Here is a 20,418-nt window from a genome sequence, read left to right as displayed (position 1 = left end):
CGATGCGGTGCGGGACTTTGGCGAGGCGCGTGTGCCGGGCGGCTCGCTGGGTGGGGATTCGGGCTTGATTCCTGGGCCGCTGGTTTTGTGGCTGCTGAGCGGAAAGCATCGGGGCCCCTCCCACAAGAGCACGTCCTTATGCAGGCTCTTGCAGGAGGGGCTTGGTTTTTGTGGGAGGGGCTTGCGCCCCGACGCCTTCCGCTCAGCCAATACGCCCCTTCACACCACCGGCTTCAACCCGAAGCCGGTGGTTTCGCCGCCATCTCCAGAATGTCGCGCAGCGCATCGGCCAACATCGCGCCGGTCACCGGTTTGCGCAGGAAACGGTCGAAGCCGGCGGCGACGGCCTGCGGTTCGGCATCGGCGTCGGCGCGCGCGGTCACCGCGATCAGCGGCTGGGTGAAGCCTTGCGCGCGCAGTTGCCGCGCCAGATCCAGGCCGTTGATACCCGGCAGGTCGAGATCGAGCATCGCCAGATCGAACGGCGCCGTGGCCGTTTCGGCCAGCGCCGCCAGACCATTGGCGACATGGCTCACGCGATGGCCTTGCGCGCGCAACAAGCCGGCGATCACTTCGGCCACGGTCGGATCGTCCTCGACCAACAGCAACGCGATCGGCCCCACCTGCAAGCCGCGCAACCCAGGCTCCGGCGCCGAATGTGCGGACATCCGCGGCGGCTCCGCCTCGGCCAGCGGCAGATCGAACACGAAGCGCGCGCCCTGTCCCGGTTCGCTGAACACCACGATCTGCCCATCCATCGCCGCGGCCAGTTCCTGGCAGATCGCCAGCCCCAGCCCGCTGCCGCCATAACGCGCCGCGGTGCGCGCGCCTTCGGCTTGCTCGAAGCGGCGGAACAGACGCGCTTTCTGTTCTTCGTTGAGACCCGGCCCGGTGTCGGCGATTTCGAAACGCACGCCCTGCGGCGCCAATGCCTCGACCAGCAGGCTGACCCTGCCTTGCTCGGTGAACTTGATCGCGTTGCCGATCAGGTTCAACAGAATCTGGCATACGCGGCTGCCGTCGCCGCGCAGGCCGCGCGGCGCGCTGGCGGCGATCCTGACCTCGAAATTCAGGCCGCGCTGCTGCGCCAGCGGCCGCATCAGGTCGGCGGCCTGATCGACCAGCGCGCGCAGGTCGAACGGCTCATCGGCCAGTTCCAGCTTGCCCGATTCGATCCGCGCCAGGTCCAGCGCGTCGTTGACCAACCTCAACAGGTGTTCGCCAGCGCGCCGGATGGATTCCGTATAACCGCGCTGTTTCTCATCCAGCGGCGTATCCAGCAACAACTCGCTCATCCCCAGCACGCCGGTCATCGGCGTGCGCACCTCATGCCCCAAGGTCGCCAGGAACCGCGTCTTCGCCAGCGAGGCGTGCTTGGCCACTTCGCGCTCATGCTCGGCGCGCTGCCAGTTCAAGCGCCGCGCCAGCCGGCGCCGGTACGCCATCGTGCCCCACCACGCCGCCAGCGCGATCAGGCCGAGCAAGGCCGCCATCGCCGGCGGCGTGCGCCACCATGGCGGGCGCACGTTGAATTCCAGCGTGCGTTCCCCGGCGGCGTTGCCGTTGGCGTCGATCGCGCGCGCATGCAGCAGATAACTGCCCGGCGGCAAACCGGCGAAAACGCGCTCGCCGCTGTCGCCGACCGCGACCCAGTCGTTGTCGTAACCGTCCAGGCGGGTGTAGTAGCGATTGGATTGCGGATCGTCGAACGACAGCAGCCGCATCTGCACGCGCATTTCGCGATCGTCCGGGGCCAGGCTCGGCAGCGATCCATAACGCGAGGCGCGCTCGGAACGCGACGACCGCGGCGTGACGTGCAGCGGCAACGGCACCCAGCGGCCGTGCCGGCGCACATCGAGCTGATGCCATACCAGGCGCGGCTGGCGCGGCGGCGGATCGGCCAGGGCGGTGTCGATCAATACCACGCTGCCGTCCGACAGCGATGCGGCGAGCACGCCGGCGGCGGTCAGCACCGAGGCGCGGCGCAGGAATTCCTGGCTGCTCATGCCGTCCTGCACGCCGAAGCGGCGCAGCCGGCGATGCTGCGGGTCCCAGCGGAACAGGCCGCGCGAAGTCGGCAGCCAGATGCGGCCGCGGCGATCGCGGAACAGGCCGGTGCCTTCGACCGCGGGAATGCCGTCTTCGACCCCGACCCGCGATTCCAGGCGCCAGTCGCCGCCGTCGCGCTGGTAGTGCTCCAGGCCGTTGAGGCGTTGCAACCACAAGCTGACGGCGTTCTCGAACACGAAGCCGAACACGCGATCGGCCGGCAACCCGGGGACTTTGCGCATCACGTTGCGCAGGCTGTCGTGGCGCAGCAGGCCTTGCCCGGAGGCGATCCACAAGGCGCCGTCGGGAGCGAAGCCGATCGCGTCGAAGTCGCCGTTGCCGATGCCTTGCTGGTTGCCGACGCGGATCGTGTTGATCACCTCGCCGGTGTCGGTATCGCGCTGTTGCAGGCCTTGCGTGAGGAACGATGTCCACAAGGTGCCGTCGGGCGCGATCACGGTTCGATCCGGTTCGCCGGGCAAGACCGGTTCGGGAGTGTCGGTGGTCCAGTCGCGCCAGATGCCGGACGGATCGATCCGCACCAGATTGTTGCGGCTGGTGGCGATCCACAACCGGCCCTTGCGGTCCTCGACCGCGGTGTTGGGCGTGCCGCCCTTGCCCATCGCATCGTGCGGGCCGTCGGTGACCGGCTCGACCACGCCGTCCAGGCCCAGGCGCTCGATCTCGCCGCGCGCGCCGACCAGCCAGAAGCCGCCGCGCGCCGCCGGCGTCACCGCGGTGTAGAGCTCGCTGCTCAGGGTGCCGCGTTCGCGCGAATATTGGGCGATGCGGCGCCAGTCCGAGCGCAGATACCCCACCCCGACGCCGGCCAGCGGGAACCAGAACGAACCGTCGTCCTGGCCGACGATCTGCAGCACCGGCCGCGCCGGACGCGCCGGGCCCAGCGCCATCGGCAGCGGCACCGCGTTCGGCGCCGCGCGCCAGATGCTGCGCTGGGTGCCCAGCCAGAAATTGCCGCCGCGATCCGGCGCCAGGGTCAGCACCGCGTTGAGGTTGCCGAACATCACGGAGTAATCCGGGCTGCTCCAGCGGCCATTGCGCTCGCGCCGATACAGGCCGGTCTTGGCGCCGACCCAGAGCTGATCGCCGACCGGGGTGACCGACAGCACCCACGGCGCCGGGTCGGCGCCGGGCACGGGAATGCGTTCGAAATCGCTGCCGGTCCAGCGCGCCAGGCCCTTGAAGGTGCCGATCCACAAGTCGCCGCGCGCATCGAAGTTCAGCGACAGCACGGTGTCCGAGGGCAGACTGCGCGGATCGCCGTCCTTGGGCATGTAGCGGGTGATCAGGCCGTTGCGGTCGAGCCGGTGCAGGCCGCCGCCGTAGGTGCCGAACCAGACTTCGCCGTTGCGGCTGGCCACCGCGAAGGTGTCGTCGCTGCCGATCTGCGGGCGCTCGGCGTGGCGGTAATGGACGAAGCCGTTGCGCTGCGCATCCATCATGCTCAGGCCGCGGCCTTCGGCCGAGACCCAGATGCGGTCGCGATCGTCCACGGTGACCAGGGTGAGGTCGTTGCCGGGCAGCGAGGCCGGATCGTCCGGGATGTGCCGCCAGACTTTCATCCCGATGCCGTCGTAGCGGGCCAGGCCATCGGTCGTGGCCAGCCACAAATAACCGGCATGGTCGAAGGCCATGCCGTTGACCTTGCTCGACGGCAGGCCGTCGGGGACGCCGATGATGCGCGCGCGCGGTGCCTCAGGCACGGCTGCCCGGGCCGTGAAGGGTGCAATCAGACACAGACAGGCGCATAGCAGCGTTCGCAACATCCGGTTCCCTCCCCCAATGAAACACGCCGTCCTGGCGGGCCGTTCCAGGCCATTCCAAGCCGTCCTCGACACCTGTCCGCGGACCATCCGCTACTTCTCAGGCACCTTTCAGGTGCCCTTCCGGGCTCACGCCGGCCGCCTCCTGTGCATGGCGGCCACGTGACGTCCGGTCTTTCCCCGCGCATTAGGCTCGGCGATATCGGCCCTGCGAGGCAAGTCACGGAACTTACGCCCCGCCGCGGCCGTCGGTCGGAAGGTGCCGGATCGATGGCGCGGCGGCCGTCCGCAACGGATCGTTGCGCATGTTTAGACACGGCTGTGCACGGCTATGCCTAGAATCCACACCCATCTTGCCGGAGCCGCCATGTCTGCCACCCACCGCTGCGCCACCGCCCTGGCCGTGCTCTGCGCACTGCCCGCGGCTGCGCAAGCCGCGCAGCCGGAGACCTATGGCTTCGACCCGGTCCACACCCGGGTGATGTTCGCGATTTCGCATGCCGGCTTCTCGCAGGCCATCGGCACCGTGTCCGGCAGCGCCGGCACCCTCAGCTTCGATCGCGACGACTGGCGCGGCGCCAAGCTCGAGGTGCAGGTGCCGTTGACCCGGCTGGACCTGGGCGACGGCAAATGGAACAAGGCCGCGCTGGCCGCCAACCTGCTCGACGGCAAGCGCTATCCGCTGGCGCGCTTCGTCTCCGAACGGGTCGAACCGGTGACCGGCGAGGCCGATCGCGCCCAGGTCTGCGGCCAGCTGACCCTGCACGGCGTGACCGCGCCGCTGTGCATGGACGTCAAGCTCAACCAGCTCAAGCGCCACCCGCTGCCGCCGTTCCACCGCACCGCCGGGTTTTCCGCGACCGCGCGCCTGAGCCGCGCTGCGTTCGGCATCGACGCGTGGAAGTCGGTGATCGGCGATGAAGTCGAGCTGCGCATCGAAGCGGAGGCGATCCGCGACAAGTACGTGGGCGATCAGCCCAAAACCACCCCGGGCGACGCCGCCGCGGCGCCCGACGAACCTGTCGATTCCACCGACCCCACCGATCCCGCCAAGCCCCAACCGGAGCCCAGCCGATGACTTTGAAGAACACCGCCGACCGATGGGGCGCCGTGAGCCAGTTGCTGCATTGGCTGATCGTGCTGCTGATCGCGACCATCGCCGTGATCGGCCTGACCATGGTCGATATGAGCAACGGCCCGCCGAAGATCAAGACCTACGCCCTGCACAAATCCCTCGGCCTGACCCTGCTGACCCTGGTCGTGCTGCGCCTGCTGTGGCGCATCTACGCCGGCGCGCCCAAGCCGGTGGACGGCACCCCGCACTGGCAGGAGCGCATCGCCTCGCTGACCCACTGGGCCTTGTACGCGCTGATGTTCGCGCTGCCGATTTCCGGCTGGGTGTTCAATTCCTCGTCCGGCTACCCGTTGCAGTACTTCGGCCTGTTCAACCTGCCCAAGATCGCCCAGCGCAGCGAAGACCTCGCCCAGCTCAGCCGCAACGTGCACGAATACGGTTTCTGGCTGCTGCTGGCGCTGGTGCTGGCGCATGCCGCGGCCGCGTTCTATCACCACCTGTTCCAGAACGACGCCACCTTGACCCGCATGCTGCCGGGCGGACGCCGCGGCGTCCGGGCCGTGCGCGACGTCGTTCTCGATCCCGTTCCGCCTTCTTCCCCCTCTCCGGAGAAACCCGATGCAAATTAAGTCCCTCGCCCTGGCCGCGACCTTGCTCGCCGCCGCCGCGCCCGCGTTCGCCGCCGACTACGTGCAGCAGACCGGCTCCAGCCTGACCTTCGCCACCAAGTACCAGGGCGAAGTGTTCGCGGGCAATTTCCCCGGCTTTACCGCGCGGCTGAGCTTCGACCCGGCGCAGTTGGCGACGTCCAAGCTGGACGTGGTGATTCCGATGGCCGGCGCCAATACCAAGAACAGCGAGCGCGACGACACGCTCAAGGGCGTGGATTTCTTCAGCATCGCCAAGTTCCCGCAGGCGCGTTTCACCGCGACCAAGTTCCGCAGCCTGGGCGGCAACAACTACGCCGCCGACGGCAGCCTGAGCCTGCGCGGCGCGACCAAGCCGGTCACGCTGACCTTCACCTGGACCGCGGGCGACAAGCCGGTGCTTGCCGGCAAGGCGACGGTGAAGCGTCTGGATTTCGGCGTGGGTGGGGGCGATTGGGCGGATACCTCGATCATTCCGAACGAAGTGGCGGTGAGCACGAAGGTTGTGTTTGCGCCGGCGAAGTAAGCGCGTCGCTTGCCCGGCGCGAAGGCGCGGGTGAATTCGAAGAGGGCCGGAGTGCGAACTCCGGCCTTTCTTTTTGTCTGGTGTTTGGCGCAGCGCGACTATGCGTTCACTGTAGCTGTGGCAATTGCTGTTGCCGTTGCCGTTGCCGTTGCCCAGATTTTGCTTTGCCTCGGCTGTGCTCTGCTTCGGCTTCGGCTTCGGCATTGCTTTTGTCGTTGCTGGGCGCCGCTAGTAACTCGCGAGACCGAAGGACACCCGGAGGGCGGCGCACATGGACGTGCGCCGGGTCCCGCCTTGGGCAGGATGCCCAATGTGGGACCTGCCCGCGCAGGCACCGCACTCGTGGCTTTTGACTCGAAACAGTTAAAGCCCTTTCTTTGGTTACTTTTGACCGAAGGAAATCCCGTGGGACTTTGTCGCTTTGGACAAAGAAAGTGACCCGCCGCTCTATGGCGGAAGCGTTTGGCGTTTGATCTTGATCTTGCTTGAGAGCTTCTGCTTTTTTTTGCTCGTCATTCCCGCGAACGCGGGAATCCAGCGACTTCAAGCGTTCTCGACGAAAGACCCTGGATTCCCGCGTTCGCGGGAATGACGAGCAATAGAGCTTCAAGCAAGAGCGAGAGCGAGATCAAACGCCTAAAGCTTCCGCCATGGAGCGGCGGGTCACTTTCTTTGTCCAAAGCGACAAAGAAAGTAACCAAAGAAAACGCATTGACTGTTTCGAGTCAAAAGCCACGAGTGCGATGCCGACGCAGGCAGGTCCCACATTGGGCATCCTGCCCAAGGTGGGACCCGGCGCACGTCCATGTGCGCCGCCCTCCGGGTGTCCTTCGGTCTCGCGAGTTACTAGCGGCGCCGGGCCACAGCTAAGCCGAAGCAACGGCATTAGCTAGAAGCAAGCCAAAGCTAGGCAAGGCAAGGCAAGGCAAAACGAAGATGCGATATCAACGCCTACCCTCTCCCCTCCCCCAACCACTCCACCACCCGCCCCGCATCGAACGGCCAATCCAACTCCACTCCACGCCCCTCATCGCGCAACACCGGCACCCGCTCGCCATAACGAGCCTCCAACACCGCGTCCTCATCGATGAAGACGCTCTCGAACTCCGGCGCCCGTGCCCGCGCCAACACCTCCAGCGCCAGGTCGCACAGATGACAATCGTCGCGTTGAAACAAAGTCAGCACAGTCCGGCCTTCATTGTTGGGCAGCGGTCAATTCGCCGCGGTATGGCGGGAAAATCCGAAAACGACCGTGCCGGGCCGTGAAAGCCGCAGCACTCGCCGCAACGGCGCGCGCGTAGAATAAGCGCCCTACCGCCCTCGCGGCGCGGACGCCCCGTCCGCCCGCGCGGATCGCCAGCACCGTCCGACCCACTCGTTGGAGCAGCAAGCCCGTGGCAGTCAGCAGTTTCGACCTGTTCAAGATCGGCATCGGCCCGAGTTCCTCGCACACCGTCGGCCCAATGCGCGCCGCCGCCCGCTTCATCGAGCGCTGGCTCATCGAAGGCTGCAACGCCGAGGACACCGCCTCGCTGGGCAAGGACCTCGCCCGCACCGCGCGCGTGCGCGCGGAAGTGTTCGGTTCGCTGGCGCTGACCGGCCGCGGCCACGGCACCGACAAGGCGGTGCTGATGGGACTGGAAGGCCATTGGCCGAATCAGATCGATCCGGACATCATCCCCGCCGCGCTCGAACGCATCCGCAAGACCAAGCGCATCAACCTGTTCGGGCTGCATGAGATCGGCTTCGACGAAAAGCACGATCTGATCATGAACAAGCGCCAGAAACTGCCGTTCCACACCAACGGCATGCGCTTCACCGCCTTCGACGCCGACGGCAACGTCATCGCCACGCGCGACTACTACTCCGTCGGCGGCGGCTTCGTGGTCAATCAGGACGAAGCGGCCGAAGACCGCATCGTCGCCGACACCACCGATCAGCCCTACCCGTTCCACTCCGGCGACCAGTTGCTCGCCCAGGCCGCGAACAGCGGCCTGACCATCGCCGAAATGATGATGGCCAACGAGCGTGTGTGGCGCACCGATGAGCAGATCAACGCCGGCCTGGACGAAATCTGGAACGCGATGCAGGCCTGCGTCGCGCGCGGCATCCGCGAAACCGGCACCCTGCCCGGCGGTCTGCACGTCTCGCGCCGCGCGCCGGCGTTGTTCGCCGAGTTGTCGACCAAGCCGGAAGCGGCGATGCGTGATCCGCTGACCGTGCTCGACTGGGTCAACCTCTACGCGCTCGCGGTCAACGAAGAAAACGCCGCCGGCGGCCGCGTGGTCACCGCGCCGACCAACGGCGCGGCCGGCATCATTCCCTCGGTGCTGCACTACTACGATCGCTTCTGCCCCGGCGCCAATTTGCAGGGCGTGCGCAATTTTCTCCTGACCGCGGCCGCGGTCGGCATCCTGTACAAGGAAAACGCCTCGATCAGCGGCGCCGAAGTCGGCTGCCAGGGCGAGGTCGGCGTGGCCTGCTCGATGGCCGCGGCCGGATTGGTCGCCGCGCTCGGCGGCACCACCAGCCAGATCGAGAACGCGGCCGAAATCGGCATGGAACACAACCTGGGCCTGACCTGCGATCCGATCGGCGGGCTGGTGCAGATTCCCTGCATCGAGCGCAACGCGATGGGCGCGGTCAAGGCCATCAACGCCTACCGCATGGCCATGCGCGGCGACGGCAAGCACAAGGTCAGCCTGGACAAGGTCATCAAGACCATGCGCGACACCGGCCGCGACATGCAGGACAAGTACAAGGAAACCTCGCGCGGCGGCCTGGCCGTCAACGTGATCGAGTGCTGATCGCGCGATGAGCGGGCCGCTGCGCCATCGCGATGGCGGCCAATGGCTGGCATCGTTCGCCGAGCGCGTCGACGTATCCTGTCCGCGCTGCGGCCGGGCCGGCGTCGTCCGCGCCACATGGGCGCAACGGCAATGGACCGTTGTATTCCGATGCACGCATTGCCAACTCGATGCACACAGCGAACGCGACGACTGGCTGGGCCAGGTACGCCTGGTCGGCCGTCGTCCCTGCGGGTATTGCGGCCACCAGTGGCTGTGCGTGAATCAGATCCATTCCGGCGCCGGCGCGATCCCGATCCAACTCGACGAACACCGGCGCACGCCCTCGGTCGATCCGGTTCCGGCCCACTGCCCGATCTGCCATCGCAGCAGCGAGGTCGCGGTCCAGGCGCAGCGGGAACGCGATCGCGAAGGACACGATCCACATTTCGGCCTGCCGCTGCGGCTGACCGAACGCACCCGCGCCGGCTTGTTGTGGGCCTACAACGCGGAACACATCGATGAACTCAGGCGCTACATCGCCGCCGACCAGCGCGAGCGATACCGCGCGACCAGCAACAAGAGCATGATCTCGCGCCTGCCGACCTGGATGAAACTCGCGCGCCACCGCGCGATGACGCTCAAGGCGCTGGACCGCCTGGCGGCGAAGCTGGACGCGCCGCGCGTGTCGTGACCCCGATGCGCTGCATCGTCCTGCCCGGCATGGACGGCACCGGCGCGCTGCTCGACGACTTCATCGCGGCGATGGCGCCGCGCTTGGCGACCAGCGTCATCGCCTATCCGCGCGATCGCGCGCTGGGTTACGACGAACTTGCCGACTTCGCGCGTTCGCGGTTGCCGCTCGACGCGCCCTACCTGCTGCTCGGCGAATCGTTTTCCGGCCCCGTCGCGATCCGCCTCGCCGCGCGGCGGCCGCCGCGCTTGGCCGGGCTGGTGCTGTGCGCCACATTCGCGCGCCCGCCGCGGCCGCCGTGGTCGCCGCTGCATGCGGGCGCGTTGTCGCGCTGGGGCGGCAGCGTGCCGGTGAATCGCATTCCGACGGCCTTGGCCGCGGCGTTCATGCTCGGATCGTGGGCGACGCCGCAATGGCGTGCGCGCTTGGGTGCGGTGCTCGAAGGCTTGGACCCGGCGGTGATCCGGCATCGCCTGCGCGAAGTCGGCACGGTCGATGTCGGCGCGCAGTTGCGCGAGGTGACATGTCCGCTGCTGTATCTGCAGGCCAGCCGCGATCGCTTGGTATCGGCGGGAAGCCGGCGCTGGATCGAGCGCATCGCGCCGGGGATGCGCTGTGTCGAGATCGAGGCCCCGCATTTTCTGTTGCAGGCGCGGCCCGAGCTGGCCGCGCGGGCGATCGATCGGTGGTGCGAAGAGTTGATTGAGGCTGCATGAGTGGGAGGGGCTTCAGCCCCGATGCTCTTCGATCCGATGTGGCCGGACTGCGAGGCGACCTGATCGAAGAGGATCGGGGCTGAAGCCCCTCCCACAACAGCAAGCTCCCTCTCCCGCGACGCGGGAGAGGGCCGGGGTGAGGGCACGCGAAACCACCCGACACGCCACACCATCCCATCCGGCGGAAAATTTCACCGCGTATTGCCCCGCAACATGCGCCTACTATTCCGGCAGAGCCAGCCGGAGTCCCCCGTCCATGCCAGCCCGCTTAAGCCGTCGCGACTTCCTCAAATGCAGCGTCGTCGCCGGCATTTCCGTCTACATCGCCGCGCCCGGCAGCGCCGCGCTCGCCGCGCTGTTCGAAAAACAACGGCTGCGGCCGCTGTCCTGGGACCCGGCCCGCGGCCGCGTGCGTTATCGCACCGACGCCACCGCCAAGGTCAGCGGCGAAAAGATCTTCAGCTACGACATGCGTTCGCGCGATCTGCCCGGCTGGCCGCGCGAGCAGGCGCACGCGATGCTGCTGCGCGGCACCCACGCCGACCGGATCTACCAGGGTTTCGATCTGTCCTCGCTGCCGGCCGACCTGCAACCCGATCGCGTCGTCACCGCCGCTGACCTCGCCCGCGACGGCGTCGCCTTTCCGAAGTTCTACGGCGAGGACATGCTGCTGCCCGAAGGCAAGATCCCGGCCTACCTCGGCCACGCCGTGGCGTTGCTGATCTGGAACGATTTCGCCCGCTTCCGCGCCGCCAAGAGCCGGCTCAAATTCCGCGACGGACTGATCCGCTGGGGCGAACCCACCGGCCCGCTGGAACGCGCGCCATGGGCGACGTTCCGCTACGTGCGCGTCGGCGGCGCCGACGCCTTCGCCGACGACACCTATTCCAGCTACAAGGACACGGTGCTGTTTCCCATCGGGTACAAGAAGCAGAACCCGCAATGGGCGCTGGGCGACGCCGGCGGCAAGATCGACGCGCAAGGCATCGCTCACGGCGATGCGATGGCGGCCGAACTCGACGCGCCCGGCGCGGACAAGCTGGTGATCGAGCGCGAGTATTTCTCGCAATCCATCGACACCGCGGCGATGGAACTGGACAACGCCAACGGCTGGTTCGATGCCGCCACCGCCACCATGCACCTGGTCTGCGCCACCCAGTCGCCGGGCGAGATCGCCCAGGACGCGCCGCTCATGCTCGCCGCGAGCCGCTTCGGCGTGAAGCGGCTGGTGCTGCATCCTTGCTACACGGTCGGCTACGGTTCCAAGGATCACTACCCGTTCCCGTTCATTGCCTTGATGGCGGCCTTGTACGGCGACGGGCGCCCGGTGCGCCTGGCCAACGATCGCTACGAGCAATTCCAGTCCAGCCTCAAGCGCCACAGCTTCCGCATGCATTACCGGCTCAAGCTCGATCGCGGCAGCGGGCGCTTCGAAGTGTTCCAGGCGCGCATGCTCGGCGACGGCGGCGGGCGGATGAATTTCTCGCCGTCGGTGTGCCTGGTCGCCGCGACCGCGGCGCAGTCGATCTATTACTTTCCGCGCAGCGACCTGAGCAGCACCGTGATCGCCTCGCGCGCGCTCGACGCCGGTTCCGCGCGCGGCTACGGCACGCTGCAGAGCATGGGCGCGACCGAGATGCTGATCGACGAGATCGCTTCCGAACTCAAGCTCGATCCGATCGAGCTGCGCCTGCGCAACGTGTTCGCGACCGGGATGAAAAACACCCAGGGTGCGATCCCCGGCGGCGCCCAGCGCGCCGATGAAGTGCTGCGCAAGTCGCGCGAACATCCGCTGTGGACCCAGCGCCACAAACGCAAGGCCGAGTACGAAGCCGCGCACCCGGGCCAACGCTACGGCGTGGGTTTCGGCTGCGTGCAGAAGGATTTCGGCACTGGCGGCGAAGCCGCGTTCGCGGAAGTGGCGATCTCGGCGCAGGGCGAGGTGCTGCTGCGGCATATCGGCGTGGAGATGGGCACCGGCATGGCCACCAGCCAGGCCGCGGTGTGCGCGAAGTGGCTGGGGCGTCCGGCCGACGAGGTCCGCACTGGCGAAACGCAGTGGCCGGAACTGCCGATGATCGCCACCGACGATCCGTGGCTGATGTCGCAGGCCACGCAGGATTCGCATATCGGCAATCCGCGCTGGACGCCGGCCTATGCCAGCCCCAGCAGCGCCAGCAACTCGGCGTATTTCTTCAGTCACGCCACCCGCGAAGCCTCGCGATTGTTGTTTACGCAAGGCCTGTGGCCGGCGGCGTTGGCGATCTGGGGTCAGGGCTTCGGCGGCGGCGAATTGTCGCCACTGGCGGTGCGGCGCGAAGACGCGCGCTGGGTCGAAGGAAAACTCACGGCCGGCGGGCTCACTGCGTTACCGCTGCAGCGGCTGATCGCCAAAGCGTACGAGTTGGGCTTGGCCACCGGTGCGGTCGTGCACTACCTCAATCGCTGGCAATGGAGCGAAGCCGAATTCCCGCTGCCCGGCGAAGACGCGCGGCTGCCGCTGGACGGCGTGGCGCTGCGCTGGGGCGACGGCGGCGGCAAGGGCATCGGCACGCCGACCGCGAACGGCTACCGCATGATCGAACGCACTCGCGTGCATTACCCGCCGGTGCAGCGCAACAACGCCGGCGTGGTGTACTACAGCGCGATCGGCACGCTGGCCGAAGTCGCGGTGGACACCGCCACCGGCAAGGTCGAATTGCTCGATCATCACTCGGTGCTGGAATGCGGCACGCCGATCGTCGCCGAGCTGGTGTCGAGCCAGTTGCAGGGCGGCCTGGCGATGGGCATCGGCCACGCGCTGCACGAGTTCCTGCCGCTGTACGAAGGCGGCCCCGGCGACGGCGACTGGAACTTCAACCGCTACACCCTGCCGCGCGCGCGCGATGTCGCGGTGTGGCGGCAGAGCGGCGAATTGCTGCCGCCGATTTCCGAAACCGATCCGCCCAAGGGCATGGCCGAGGTGGCGATGATTCCGATCGTGCCGGCGATCGTCAACGCGATCGCGCACGCCACCGGCCACCGGTTCCGCGAGCTGCCGGTCACCCCCGACAAGATATTGGCCGCCTACGCGGCGGCCGATACCGACGCCGGGCAAAGCGTCGCCGCGAACCGGCAGGAGAGCGCCGCATGAGCAGTCCCAGCCTGCGCCTGATTCCGTTGTCGCTGAGCATCAACGGCCGCGAGCACGGCCCCATCGACGTGCCCGACGACATGATGCTGGTCGATGTGCTGCACGAATACCTGGGCCTCACCGGCACCCGCTTCGGCTGCGGCCAGGGCGTGTGCCGCGCCTGCACGGTCATCGTCGATGACGACCAGGGCCCACGCGAGGTCCGCAGTTGCATCACCGGCGCGCACTACTTCAACGGCAAGCGCATCCGCACCGTCGAAGGCCACGCCAAGCGCGACGACAGCGGCGCCATCGTCGAACTCTCGCCGGTGCAGCAGGCCTTCCTGGATCACTTCAGTTTCCAGTGCGGCTATTGCACGCCGGGCTTCGTCAATGCCGCGACCGTGTTGCTGGAACAGTTGGGCCGCAAGAAAGCCCAGCGCTACACCCGCGAGCAGGTGCGCGAGCTGATCACCGAAGCCTTGAATCCGCATCTGTGCCGCTGCACCGGCTATGTCCGCTACTACCAGGCAGTGGAAGAACTGGTGCTGGCGCAGGTGCATGTGGATGAGGAGGCGCCGCGATGAGCAAGCGACGCTGGAAACGCCGGATTCTGTGGCTGGTATTGATCGTGCTGGCGTGGCTGCTGATCGATTGGCTGATCGCGCGCTGGTATCACCGCAGCCCGGCCCTGCAGGTACAGGCCGCGCCGGAGCAGATCGAGCGCGGCCGCTATCTGGTCGCCGCCGCCGATTGCGCGGCCTGCCACACCGCCGAGGGCGGCGCGCCGTTCGCCGGCGGCGTACCGCTGGCCTCGCCGTTCGGCACCATCCACGGCACCAACATCACTCCCGACGCCGACACCGGAATCGGCCGTTACAGCGCGGATGAGTTCTTCCACACGATCACCCGCGGCGAGGCGCGCGACGGCCATCAGCTGTATCCGGCGATGCCGTACGTCTCCTACAAGACCCTCGCGCGCGAAGACAGCGACGCGATCTACGCCTACCTGATGACGCGGCCGGCGGTGAAGCAGCCCAACCGCGCCAACGGCGTCGGCTTTCCGTTCAATATCCGCACCGGCATCCATGCCTGGAACTGGCTGTTCGCAGGTGCGACGGCCAAGCCGGCATCGCAGGGGCAATCGGCGGCGTGGAAACGCGGCGAGTACTTGGTCGAAACCCTGGGCCATTGCGGCGAATGCCACAGCCCGCGCGGCTGGCTCGGACAAGTCGATCGCGCTGCGCCGCTCAGCGGCAACGACGCGCTGGGGCGCTTCGCCGCGCCCGCGCTCACGCCGCAAGCGTTGGCCGCGCGCGGTTGGGATCGCAACGGGCTGCGGGAATATCTGGCCAGCGGCGTCTCCGCGCATGCGGTCGCCTCCGACGAGATGCTCAAGGTCGTGAATCTGTCCACAAGCCGCCTCAACGGCAACGATCTGGACGCGATCACCACCTATCTCACCGGCGATCAACCGCCGGCGCCGGCCGCGACGCCGGTGCCGGCCGCGGTCGCCGCCACGCCGGCACGCGATCGCTACCTCGCGCTGTGCGCCGGCTGCCACGGCCGCGACGGCGCGGGCGTGCCGCATGTGGCGCCGGCCTTGCTCGGCAACAGCAGCCTGCGCGACGGCGATGCGCATAATCTGATCGTCGCCCTCCTCGACGGTCTGCCCGAGCACGATCTGCCCGGACTGGAACGCATGCAGGAGATGCCCGGCTTCGCCGATCAACTCGACGATGCGCAGGTCGCGGAACTGGCGCAGTGGCTGCGCACGCGTTACGGAGGGCAGACCGGCGCGGTGACGGCGAAGCAGGTGCGCGGGCTGCGCGAGGATGCGGCGGATCGGCATTGAGTGCGGCCGCGGCTCCCGCATGAGTTGCTTTTGCTCTTGTGGGAGGGGCTTCAGCCCCGATGCTTTTCTTTCAGATCCCCGCATCTGATCGGAAAGCATCGGGGCCGAAGCCCCTCTTGCAAAAGCGCGGAGTGGCTAGGATGCGAGTACCCCGTCGAGTGGATGCATCCGATGCGCAAATCCCTGTCCGCCCTGCTCCCCGCCTTGTTCGCGCTGTCGGCGCACGCCGCCGATCCGGCGCCAGCCACCTACGGCCCCGAACTGGAAGGCTTCGACTACCCCTACCCGGTCCAGCATTACGCCTTCCAATCCCAAGGCGAGAAAGTGCGGATGGCGTACCTGGACGTGCGCCCGGCCAAGGCCAACGGCCGCGCCGTGGTGCTGCTGCACGGGAAGAATTTCTGCGCCGCGACCTGGGAAACCTCGATCGCGGCCTTGGCGCAGGCCGGTTACCGGGTGATCGCGCCGGATCAGATCGGTTTCTGCAAATCCAGCAAGCCAGCGCATCACCAGTACAGCCTGCATGAGCTGGCCGCGAACACCCACGCGCTGCTGGAATCGATCGGCATCGACCGCGCGGCGATCGTCGGCCATTCCATGGGCGGCATGCTCGCCGCGCGTTATGCGCTGATGTATCCGCAGGCCAGCGAGCGCCTGCTGCTGGTCAATCCGATCGGACTGGAAGACTGGAAAGCGCTCGGCGTGCCCTGGCGCAGCGTGGACGACAACTACGCGCGCGAACTCAAGACCTCGGCGGCGACGATCAAGCAGTACCAGCAGACCGTGTACTACGGCGGCCAATGGAAACCCGAGTATCAGCGATGGGTGGACATGCTCGCCGGCCTCTACGCCGGCCCCGGCCGCGAGCGCGTCGCCTGGAATCAGGCGCTGACTTCGGAAATGGTGTTCACCCAGCCGGTGGTGCACGAGTTTCCCAACCTGCGCGTGCCGACCACCTTGTTCATCGGCCAGCGCGACCGCACCGCGATCAATCGCGATCTGGCGCCCGATGCGCTCAAGGCCAGGCTGGGCCTGTATCCGCAGCTTGGCCGCGACGCCGCGCGCGCGATTGCCGGCGCGACGCTGATCGAGTTCGAAGACCTCGGCCATTCGCCGCAGGTCGAGGCGCCGCAGCGCTTCAATGCCGCCTTGCTCGATCGCCTCAACGCAGATCGCTGAGACAGCCTCGCAGCCAAGCCGTGCCGATCGCTTCGCCCGCCACCGGCCGCGCCATGCGGCCTTCCGGCCGCACGCCTGTGCGCACATTTGTCCTTCGGACATTGAATTGTCTGTTTCGAGGCAAATGGCCGCGCGTCGGCACGTTGCGGCGCAGCAAAGCCGGGCACGCACGACACACGTTGTCAGAGCCCCTGAAACACGATTTGTGAACCACGGCGCAAAGAATGACGCAGTAAGTTGACAACGTTGTCAGCGAGCTCCAGCTTGCGTTCGCAACCCGCTGACCCGCCGAACCAGCAAGGCAGACGACTCGGCATGACGCGGCGCAGGTCGCGCCCGGTTCGCAGCAATCGCACGGCAAGGCAACAACGCACGGATCGGTTATCGCCCGATCGCGCCGTTTCCACGGCAGTGCGCGGCAGCACGGCATCACCGACGGCGGCCTGTCCGCCGATCACTCGAGGAGGCTTCAGCCTCCCATGCACGGCGGAAGGAGTTCGACGGCCTTCCTTCAACACGGGGCGGGAAACGCTGCTGGCCGGTCATGGCCGGCGAAATCTTGGCTATGCACGGGAGAGAGGAAGCACCATGAGACACGCACGGTCCGCCAATCTGCTATTGCTCGCGGGCATGCTCGCCGCGTCGTCGTTTTCGACGGCGTTCGCGCAGGCTGCCTGCAACGGTGTTCCCGCCTGGAACGCCACGACCATCTACAACGCCGGCGACAAGCTGACGTACCAGAGCCATCTGTATCAGGCCAATATCCAGATCTGGAACACGCCGCCGACGCATTGCCCCAGCTGCAACTACTACGCCGACCTGGGCGTGTGCGGCACCGGCCCGGGCAACCAGTCGCCGACCGTTTCGCTGACCGCGCCGACCAACGGCGCGACCTACAGCACCGGCGCCAACATCGCCGTCAGCGCCAACGCCGCCGATAGCGACGGCAGCATCGCCAGCGTCGAGTTCTTCCGCGGCGCGGCCTCGCTCGGCGTGGACACCACCTCGCCCTACGGCGTCACCTGGAACAACGCCACCGCCGGCAGCCACAGCTTCACCGCGGTGGCCAAGGACAACCAGAACGCGACCACCACGTCTTCCGCGGTCAGCATCACCGTCAGCGGCGGTTCCTCCGACACCACGCCGCCGAGCGTGCCCGGCGGGCTGGCTTCGCCGTCGCAGACCTCCAACAGCGTCTCGTTGAGCTGGAACGCCTCCACCGACAACAGCGGCGGCAGCGGCGTGGCCGGCTACGACGTCTACCGCGGCGGCAGCGTGGTCGGCTCGCCGACCAGCAACAGCTACACCGTCAGCGGCCTCAATCCCAGCACCAGCTACAGCTTCACCGTCCGCGCGCGCGACAACGCCGGCAACGCTTCTGCGCAGAGCGGCTCGATCAGCGCGACCACCAAGCCGGCCACACCGGGCGGCGGCAAGAAGGTGATCGGCTACTTCGCCCAGTGGGGCATCTACGGCCGCAACTACCGCGTCAAGAACATCGACACCAGCGGTTCGGCCAGCAAGCTGACCCACATCAACTACGCCTTCGGCAACGTGCGCAACAACCGTTGCGAAGTCGGCGTGACCGTTCCGTCGGATCCGAACACCGGCGCCGGCGGCGACGCGTTCGCCGATTACACCAAGGCCTTCCAGGCCGGCGAGAGCGTCAGCGGCGCCAGCGACACCTGGGACCAGCCGCTGCGCGGCAACTGGAACCAGCTCAAGCAGCTCAAGGCCAAGCACCCGAACATCAAAGTGCTGATCTCGCTGGGCGGCTGGACCTGGTCGCGTAACTTCCCGAGCGCTGCGCGCGCGGAAAACCGCCAGGCCTTCGTCGCTTCCTGCGTGGACGCCTACATCAAGGGCAACCTGCCGGTGACCGACGGTGCGGGCGGCGCGGGTGCGGCGGCCGGCGTGTTCGACGGCATCGACATCGATTGGGAATACCCGGTGGTGTGCGGCATCGACTGCCCGGCGGCGACCCGTCCGGAAGACAATGCCAACTACACCGCGTTGCTGGCCGAGTTCCGTCGTCAGCTCGACGCGGTGCGTCCGGGCCTGCTGCTGACCGTCGCCGTCGGCGCCGGCATCGACAAGATTCGCGTGACCAATCCCGGTGCGTACCACCAGTACCTGGATTTCATCAACGTGATGACCTACGACTTCCACGGCGGCTGGGATCCCTCCACCAACCATCATTCGGCGCTGTTCGCCTCGCCGAGCGATCCGTCCACCGGCGACACCAAGCTCTATAACTCCAACGACGCCATCGAGGCGTTCCTGTCGCGCGGCGTGCCGGCTTCGAAGATCAACCTCGGCATCGGCTTCTACGGTCGCGGCTGGACCGGCGTGGGCAACGTCAACAACGGCCTGTATCGGCCGGCCAGCGGCGCGGCGCCGGGCACCTACGAGGCGGGCATCGAGGACTACAAGGTCCTCAAGAACAAGGCCGGCACGATCTACACCGACAACACCGCCGTGGCCACCTGGAAGTACGACGGCAACACGTTCTGGAGCTACGACACGCCGGCGCTGATCGGCCAGAAGATGAGCTACGTCAAGACGCAGAACCTGGGCGGCGCGTTCTTCTGGGAGTTCAGCGGCGACGACGAGCAAGGCAGCCTGGCCACCGCGATCAGCAACGGCCTTAAGTAATTCCTCGCAGCAGCGCCTCTGCCCCGTTCGCGGGGGAGAGGCGACGCGACGCGAGAGCCATCGGCTCGCACGTCGCGCCCCGCCCGAACGTTCTGCGCTCGGACGGGTTGGGGTGAGGCCCGAACGCAACGCACCCTCACGCGTTGCGACCGCTCCGGCGCCGCACCCCGCTTATTTCCGAGAACCGCGCGCGGCAATCGCGGTGCGCGTTTCGAAGTCCAAGTTTTGCAAAGCCGCGACGAGCGATACGTCCCGGTGATCTGCAGCGGAGCGCCGGTCATCCCCCCGATCGGCGCTCCGATTTCGTTTGCGCGGACAGGTTCGCGCGAATCGACCGCTTCGCTGGCGCGGCGATCGCCTCATCGCCGCGATGGTCATCGGCTCGAACCTCAGCGCCAGTTCTGCGACTGGTCGGGCGCGGCCTGCGCCGACGACGGCACATACAGCGCCGGCTTGCGCTTGGGCTCGCTCGCCAATGCGTCGATCGGCACAGGACCCAGCGCGGCTTGGGTCCGCGCGTTGATGATGGCCACATCGCGGCGCAGTACGCCGGTTTGCGCCGCGTCGATGCGCGCGGCGGTGGCGGCCACGTTCCGGTCATTGATAGACATAAGGCTCCTCGTAGAACGCGACGGGCCGGCGACGAGTGTCGCCAGGAGCAGGCATCCGGCTTGCAGCATGGCGCATTTCGCCCACCGAAACGGTCCCGAGCTTCGATTCCTCGCCAATGGAGCGCCGCCCGCGCGTCAGCAATGGCTACGCGCGCTCAGCCAGGGGCCAGACGCGCCCGCGATCGATTCGCCCAGGCGGCATGCCAGAAAGGTCGGAATTGACCAGCCCGGCTCGGTTGCCGGTCTCGTCAGCGCGATTGCCGGCGCTCGGCATGAGCGCATCGGCGATCTCGCGGCAACAGCAGCGCGGGCCCGAGGCCGTGCGGTCGACCACGCGATATCGCGCTGGCATGCACCGCAACCAAGCCCAGCCCGTCCCGGCGACCGGATAGGACAGCTCCGGCCCAACACCGCCGAAGGCGAAAACCGGTCGTCCCCGCGCCGCGGCAGGCAGGCTGCCGGGCTGCCGGGCTGCCGGGCTGCCGGCCAAGCCTTGTGGGCCAACTGGCACCTTTCATGCGATGAAAGAATTCACCTATGTCACTAATTTAATTCACTATTTTTCGCAATGCGCTGCTGCAGCGCAACATATTCTTGCGCCGCCGTCCTGCGCGACCAATGGCTTTAGCGATAGTCATCACAAAGCCTGAAAATTTCGTTGACAACGTTGTCAGCCCCGCCCTAGCTGGCTATGCCGACGAAAATCTCGAAGTCGGCTTGTCCCAACTA

Annotated in this window: 13 protein-coding genes and 2 pseudogenes; 11 read left to right on the top strand and 4 right to left on the bottom strand. The window is 67.3% G+C overall.

All coding sequences use genetic code 11. From position 1 onward, the window contains the following. Positions 1 to 233: 233 nt before the first annotated feature. On the bottom strand, positions 234 to 3,773 hold the full coding sequence (locus tag LG3211_RS05270; RefSeq protein WP_057941902.1) for a hybrid sensor histidine kinase/response regulator: 3,540 nt from the start codon (positions 3,771 to 3,773) through the stop codon (positions 234 to 236). Positions 3,774 to 4,200: 427 nt separating this feature from the next. On the opposite strand from LG3211_RS05270, the gene LG3211_RS05265 reads away from it, so the two are divergent. The 3 genes and pseudogenes from LG3211_RS05265 (at position 4,201) to LG3211_RS05255 (ending at position 6,081) form a co-directional block, all read left to right on the top strand. Continuing rightward, entirely contained in the window at positions 4,201 to 4,911 is a 711-nt protein-coding gene (locus tag LG3211_RS05265; protein WP_083512329.1) for a YceI family protein, read from the top strand. Beyond that, positions 4,908 to 5,450: pseudogene (locus LG3211_RS05260) on the top strand (cytochrome b); the annotation flags it as partial. The gene LG3211_RS05265 and the pseudogene LG3211_RS05260, both read left to right, overlap by 4 nt. A gap of 76 nt (positions 5,451 to 5,526) precedes the next feature. Continuing rightward, entirely contained in the window at positions 5,527 to 6,081 is a 555-nt protein-coding gene (locus LG3211_RS05255; protein WP_057941901.1) for a YceI family protein, read from the top strand. 951 nt (positions 6,082 to 7,032) lie between these two features. Here LG3211_RS05255 and LG3211_RS05250 read toward each other — a convergent pair. Next, positions 7,033 to 7,266, bottom strand: a complete 234-nt coding sequence (locus tag LG3211_RS05250) for a glutaredoxin family protein (protein ID WP_057941900.1) — start codon at positions 7,264 to 7,266, stop codon at positions 7,033 to 7,035. A gap of 209 nt (positions 7,267 to 7,475) precedes the next feature. Between LG3211_RS05250 and LG3211_RS05245 the strand changes: the two genes are divergently transcribed. The 3 genes from LG3211_RS05245 to LG3211_RS05235 are packed head-to-tail and all read left to right on the top strand — an operon-like array spanning position 7,476 to position 10,277. After that, complete coding sequence (locus tag LG3211_RS05245; protein ID WP_057941899.1) at positions 7,476 to 8,888, top strand: L-serine ammonia-lyase; 1,413 nt, start codon at positions 7,476 to 7,478, stop codon at positions 8,886 to 8,888. Between the two features lie 7 nt (positions 8,889 to 8,895). Continuing rightward, a complete protein-coding gene (locus LG3211_RS05240; RefSeq protein ID WP_057941898.1) occupies positions 8,896 to 9,561 on the top strand; it encodes a hypothetical protein in 666 nt (221 codons plus the stop codon). Positions 9,562 to 9,566: 5 nt separating this feature from the next. Further along, the gene (locus LG3211_RS05235) at positions 9,567 to 10,277 is read left to right on the top strand and encodes an alpha/beta fold hydrolase (RefSeq protein WP_237049882.1); all 711 of its coding nucleotides are present in this window, start codon (positions 9,567 to 9,569) and stop codon (positions 10,275 to 10,277) included. A gap of 32 nt (positions 10,278 to 10,309) precedes the next feature. Here the strand turns inward: LG3211_RS05235 and LG3211_RS27410 are convergent. After that, positions 10,310 to 10,450: pseudogene (locus LG3211_RS27410) on the bottom strand (hypothetical protein); the annotation flags it as partial. 83 nt (positions 10,451 to 10,533) lie between these two features. Between LG3211_RS27410 and LG3211_RS05230 the strand changes: the two are divergent. The 5 genes from LG3211_RS05230 (at position 10,534) to LG3211_RS27275 (ending at position 19,078) form a co-directional block, all read left to right on the top strand. Next, the gene (locus LG3211_RS05230; RefSeq protein WP_083512327.1) at positions 10,534 to 13,410 is read left to right on the top strand and encodes a xanthine dehydrogenase family protein molybdopterin-binding subunit; all 2,877 of its coding nucleotides are present in this window, start codon (positions 10,534 to 10,536) and stop codon (positions 13,408 to 13,410) included. Continuing rightward, entirely contained in the window at positions 13,407 to 13,976 is a 570-nt protein-coding gene (locus LG3211_RS05225; protein ID WP_057941896.1) for a (2Fe-2S)-binding protein, read from the top strand. Before LG3211_RS05230 ends, LG3211_RS05225 begins: the two co-directional genes overlap by 4 nt. Further along, positions 13,973 to 15,244 (top strand): cytochrome c, encoded by a 1,272-nt coding sequence (locus LG3211_RS05220; RefSeq protein ID WP_057941895.1) that lies wholly within the window; start codon positions 13,973 to 13,975, stop codon positions 15,242 to 15,244. The genes LG3211_RS05225 and LG3211_RS05220 overlap by 4 nt, the downstream gene beginning before the upstream one ends. 171 nt (positions 15,245 to 15,415) lie before the next feature. Further along, positions 15,416 to 16,423, top strand: a complete 1,008-nt coding sequence (locus LG3211_RS05215; protein ID WP_057945292.1) for an alpha/beta fold hydrolase — start codon at positions 15,416 to 15,418, stop codon at positions 16,421 to 16,423. Positions 16,424 to 17,011: 588 nt separating this feature from the next. Then, a complete protein-coding gene (locus LG3211_RS27275; protein WP_083512326.1) occupies positions 17,012 to 19,078 on the top strand; it encodes a glycosyl hydrolase family 18 protein in 2,067 nt (688 codons plus the stop codon). Between the two features lie 389 nt (positions 19,079 to 19,467). Here the strand turns inward: LG3211_RS27275 and LG3211_RS05205 are convergent, their stop codons facing one another. Continuing rightward, the gene (locus tag LG3211_RS05205; protein WP_057941893.1) at positions 19,468 to 19,689 is read right to left on the bottom strand and encodes a hypothetical protein; all 222 of its coding nucleotides are present in this window, start codon (positions 19,687 to 19,689) and stop codon (positions 19,468 to 19,470) included. Between the last annotated feature and the right edge of the window lie 729 nt (positions 19,690 to 20,418).

Source organism: Lysobacter gummosus (assembly GCF_001442805.1).
In the GTDB taxonomy this organism is placed as follows: domain Bacteria; phylum Pseudomonadota; class Gammaproteobacteria; order Xanthomonadales; family Xanthomonadaceae; genus Lysobacter; species Lysobacter gummosus.
The sequence above is the reverse complement of the archived record's forward strand: the minus strand, read 5'-3'. Positions and strand labels throughout refer to the sequence as shown.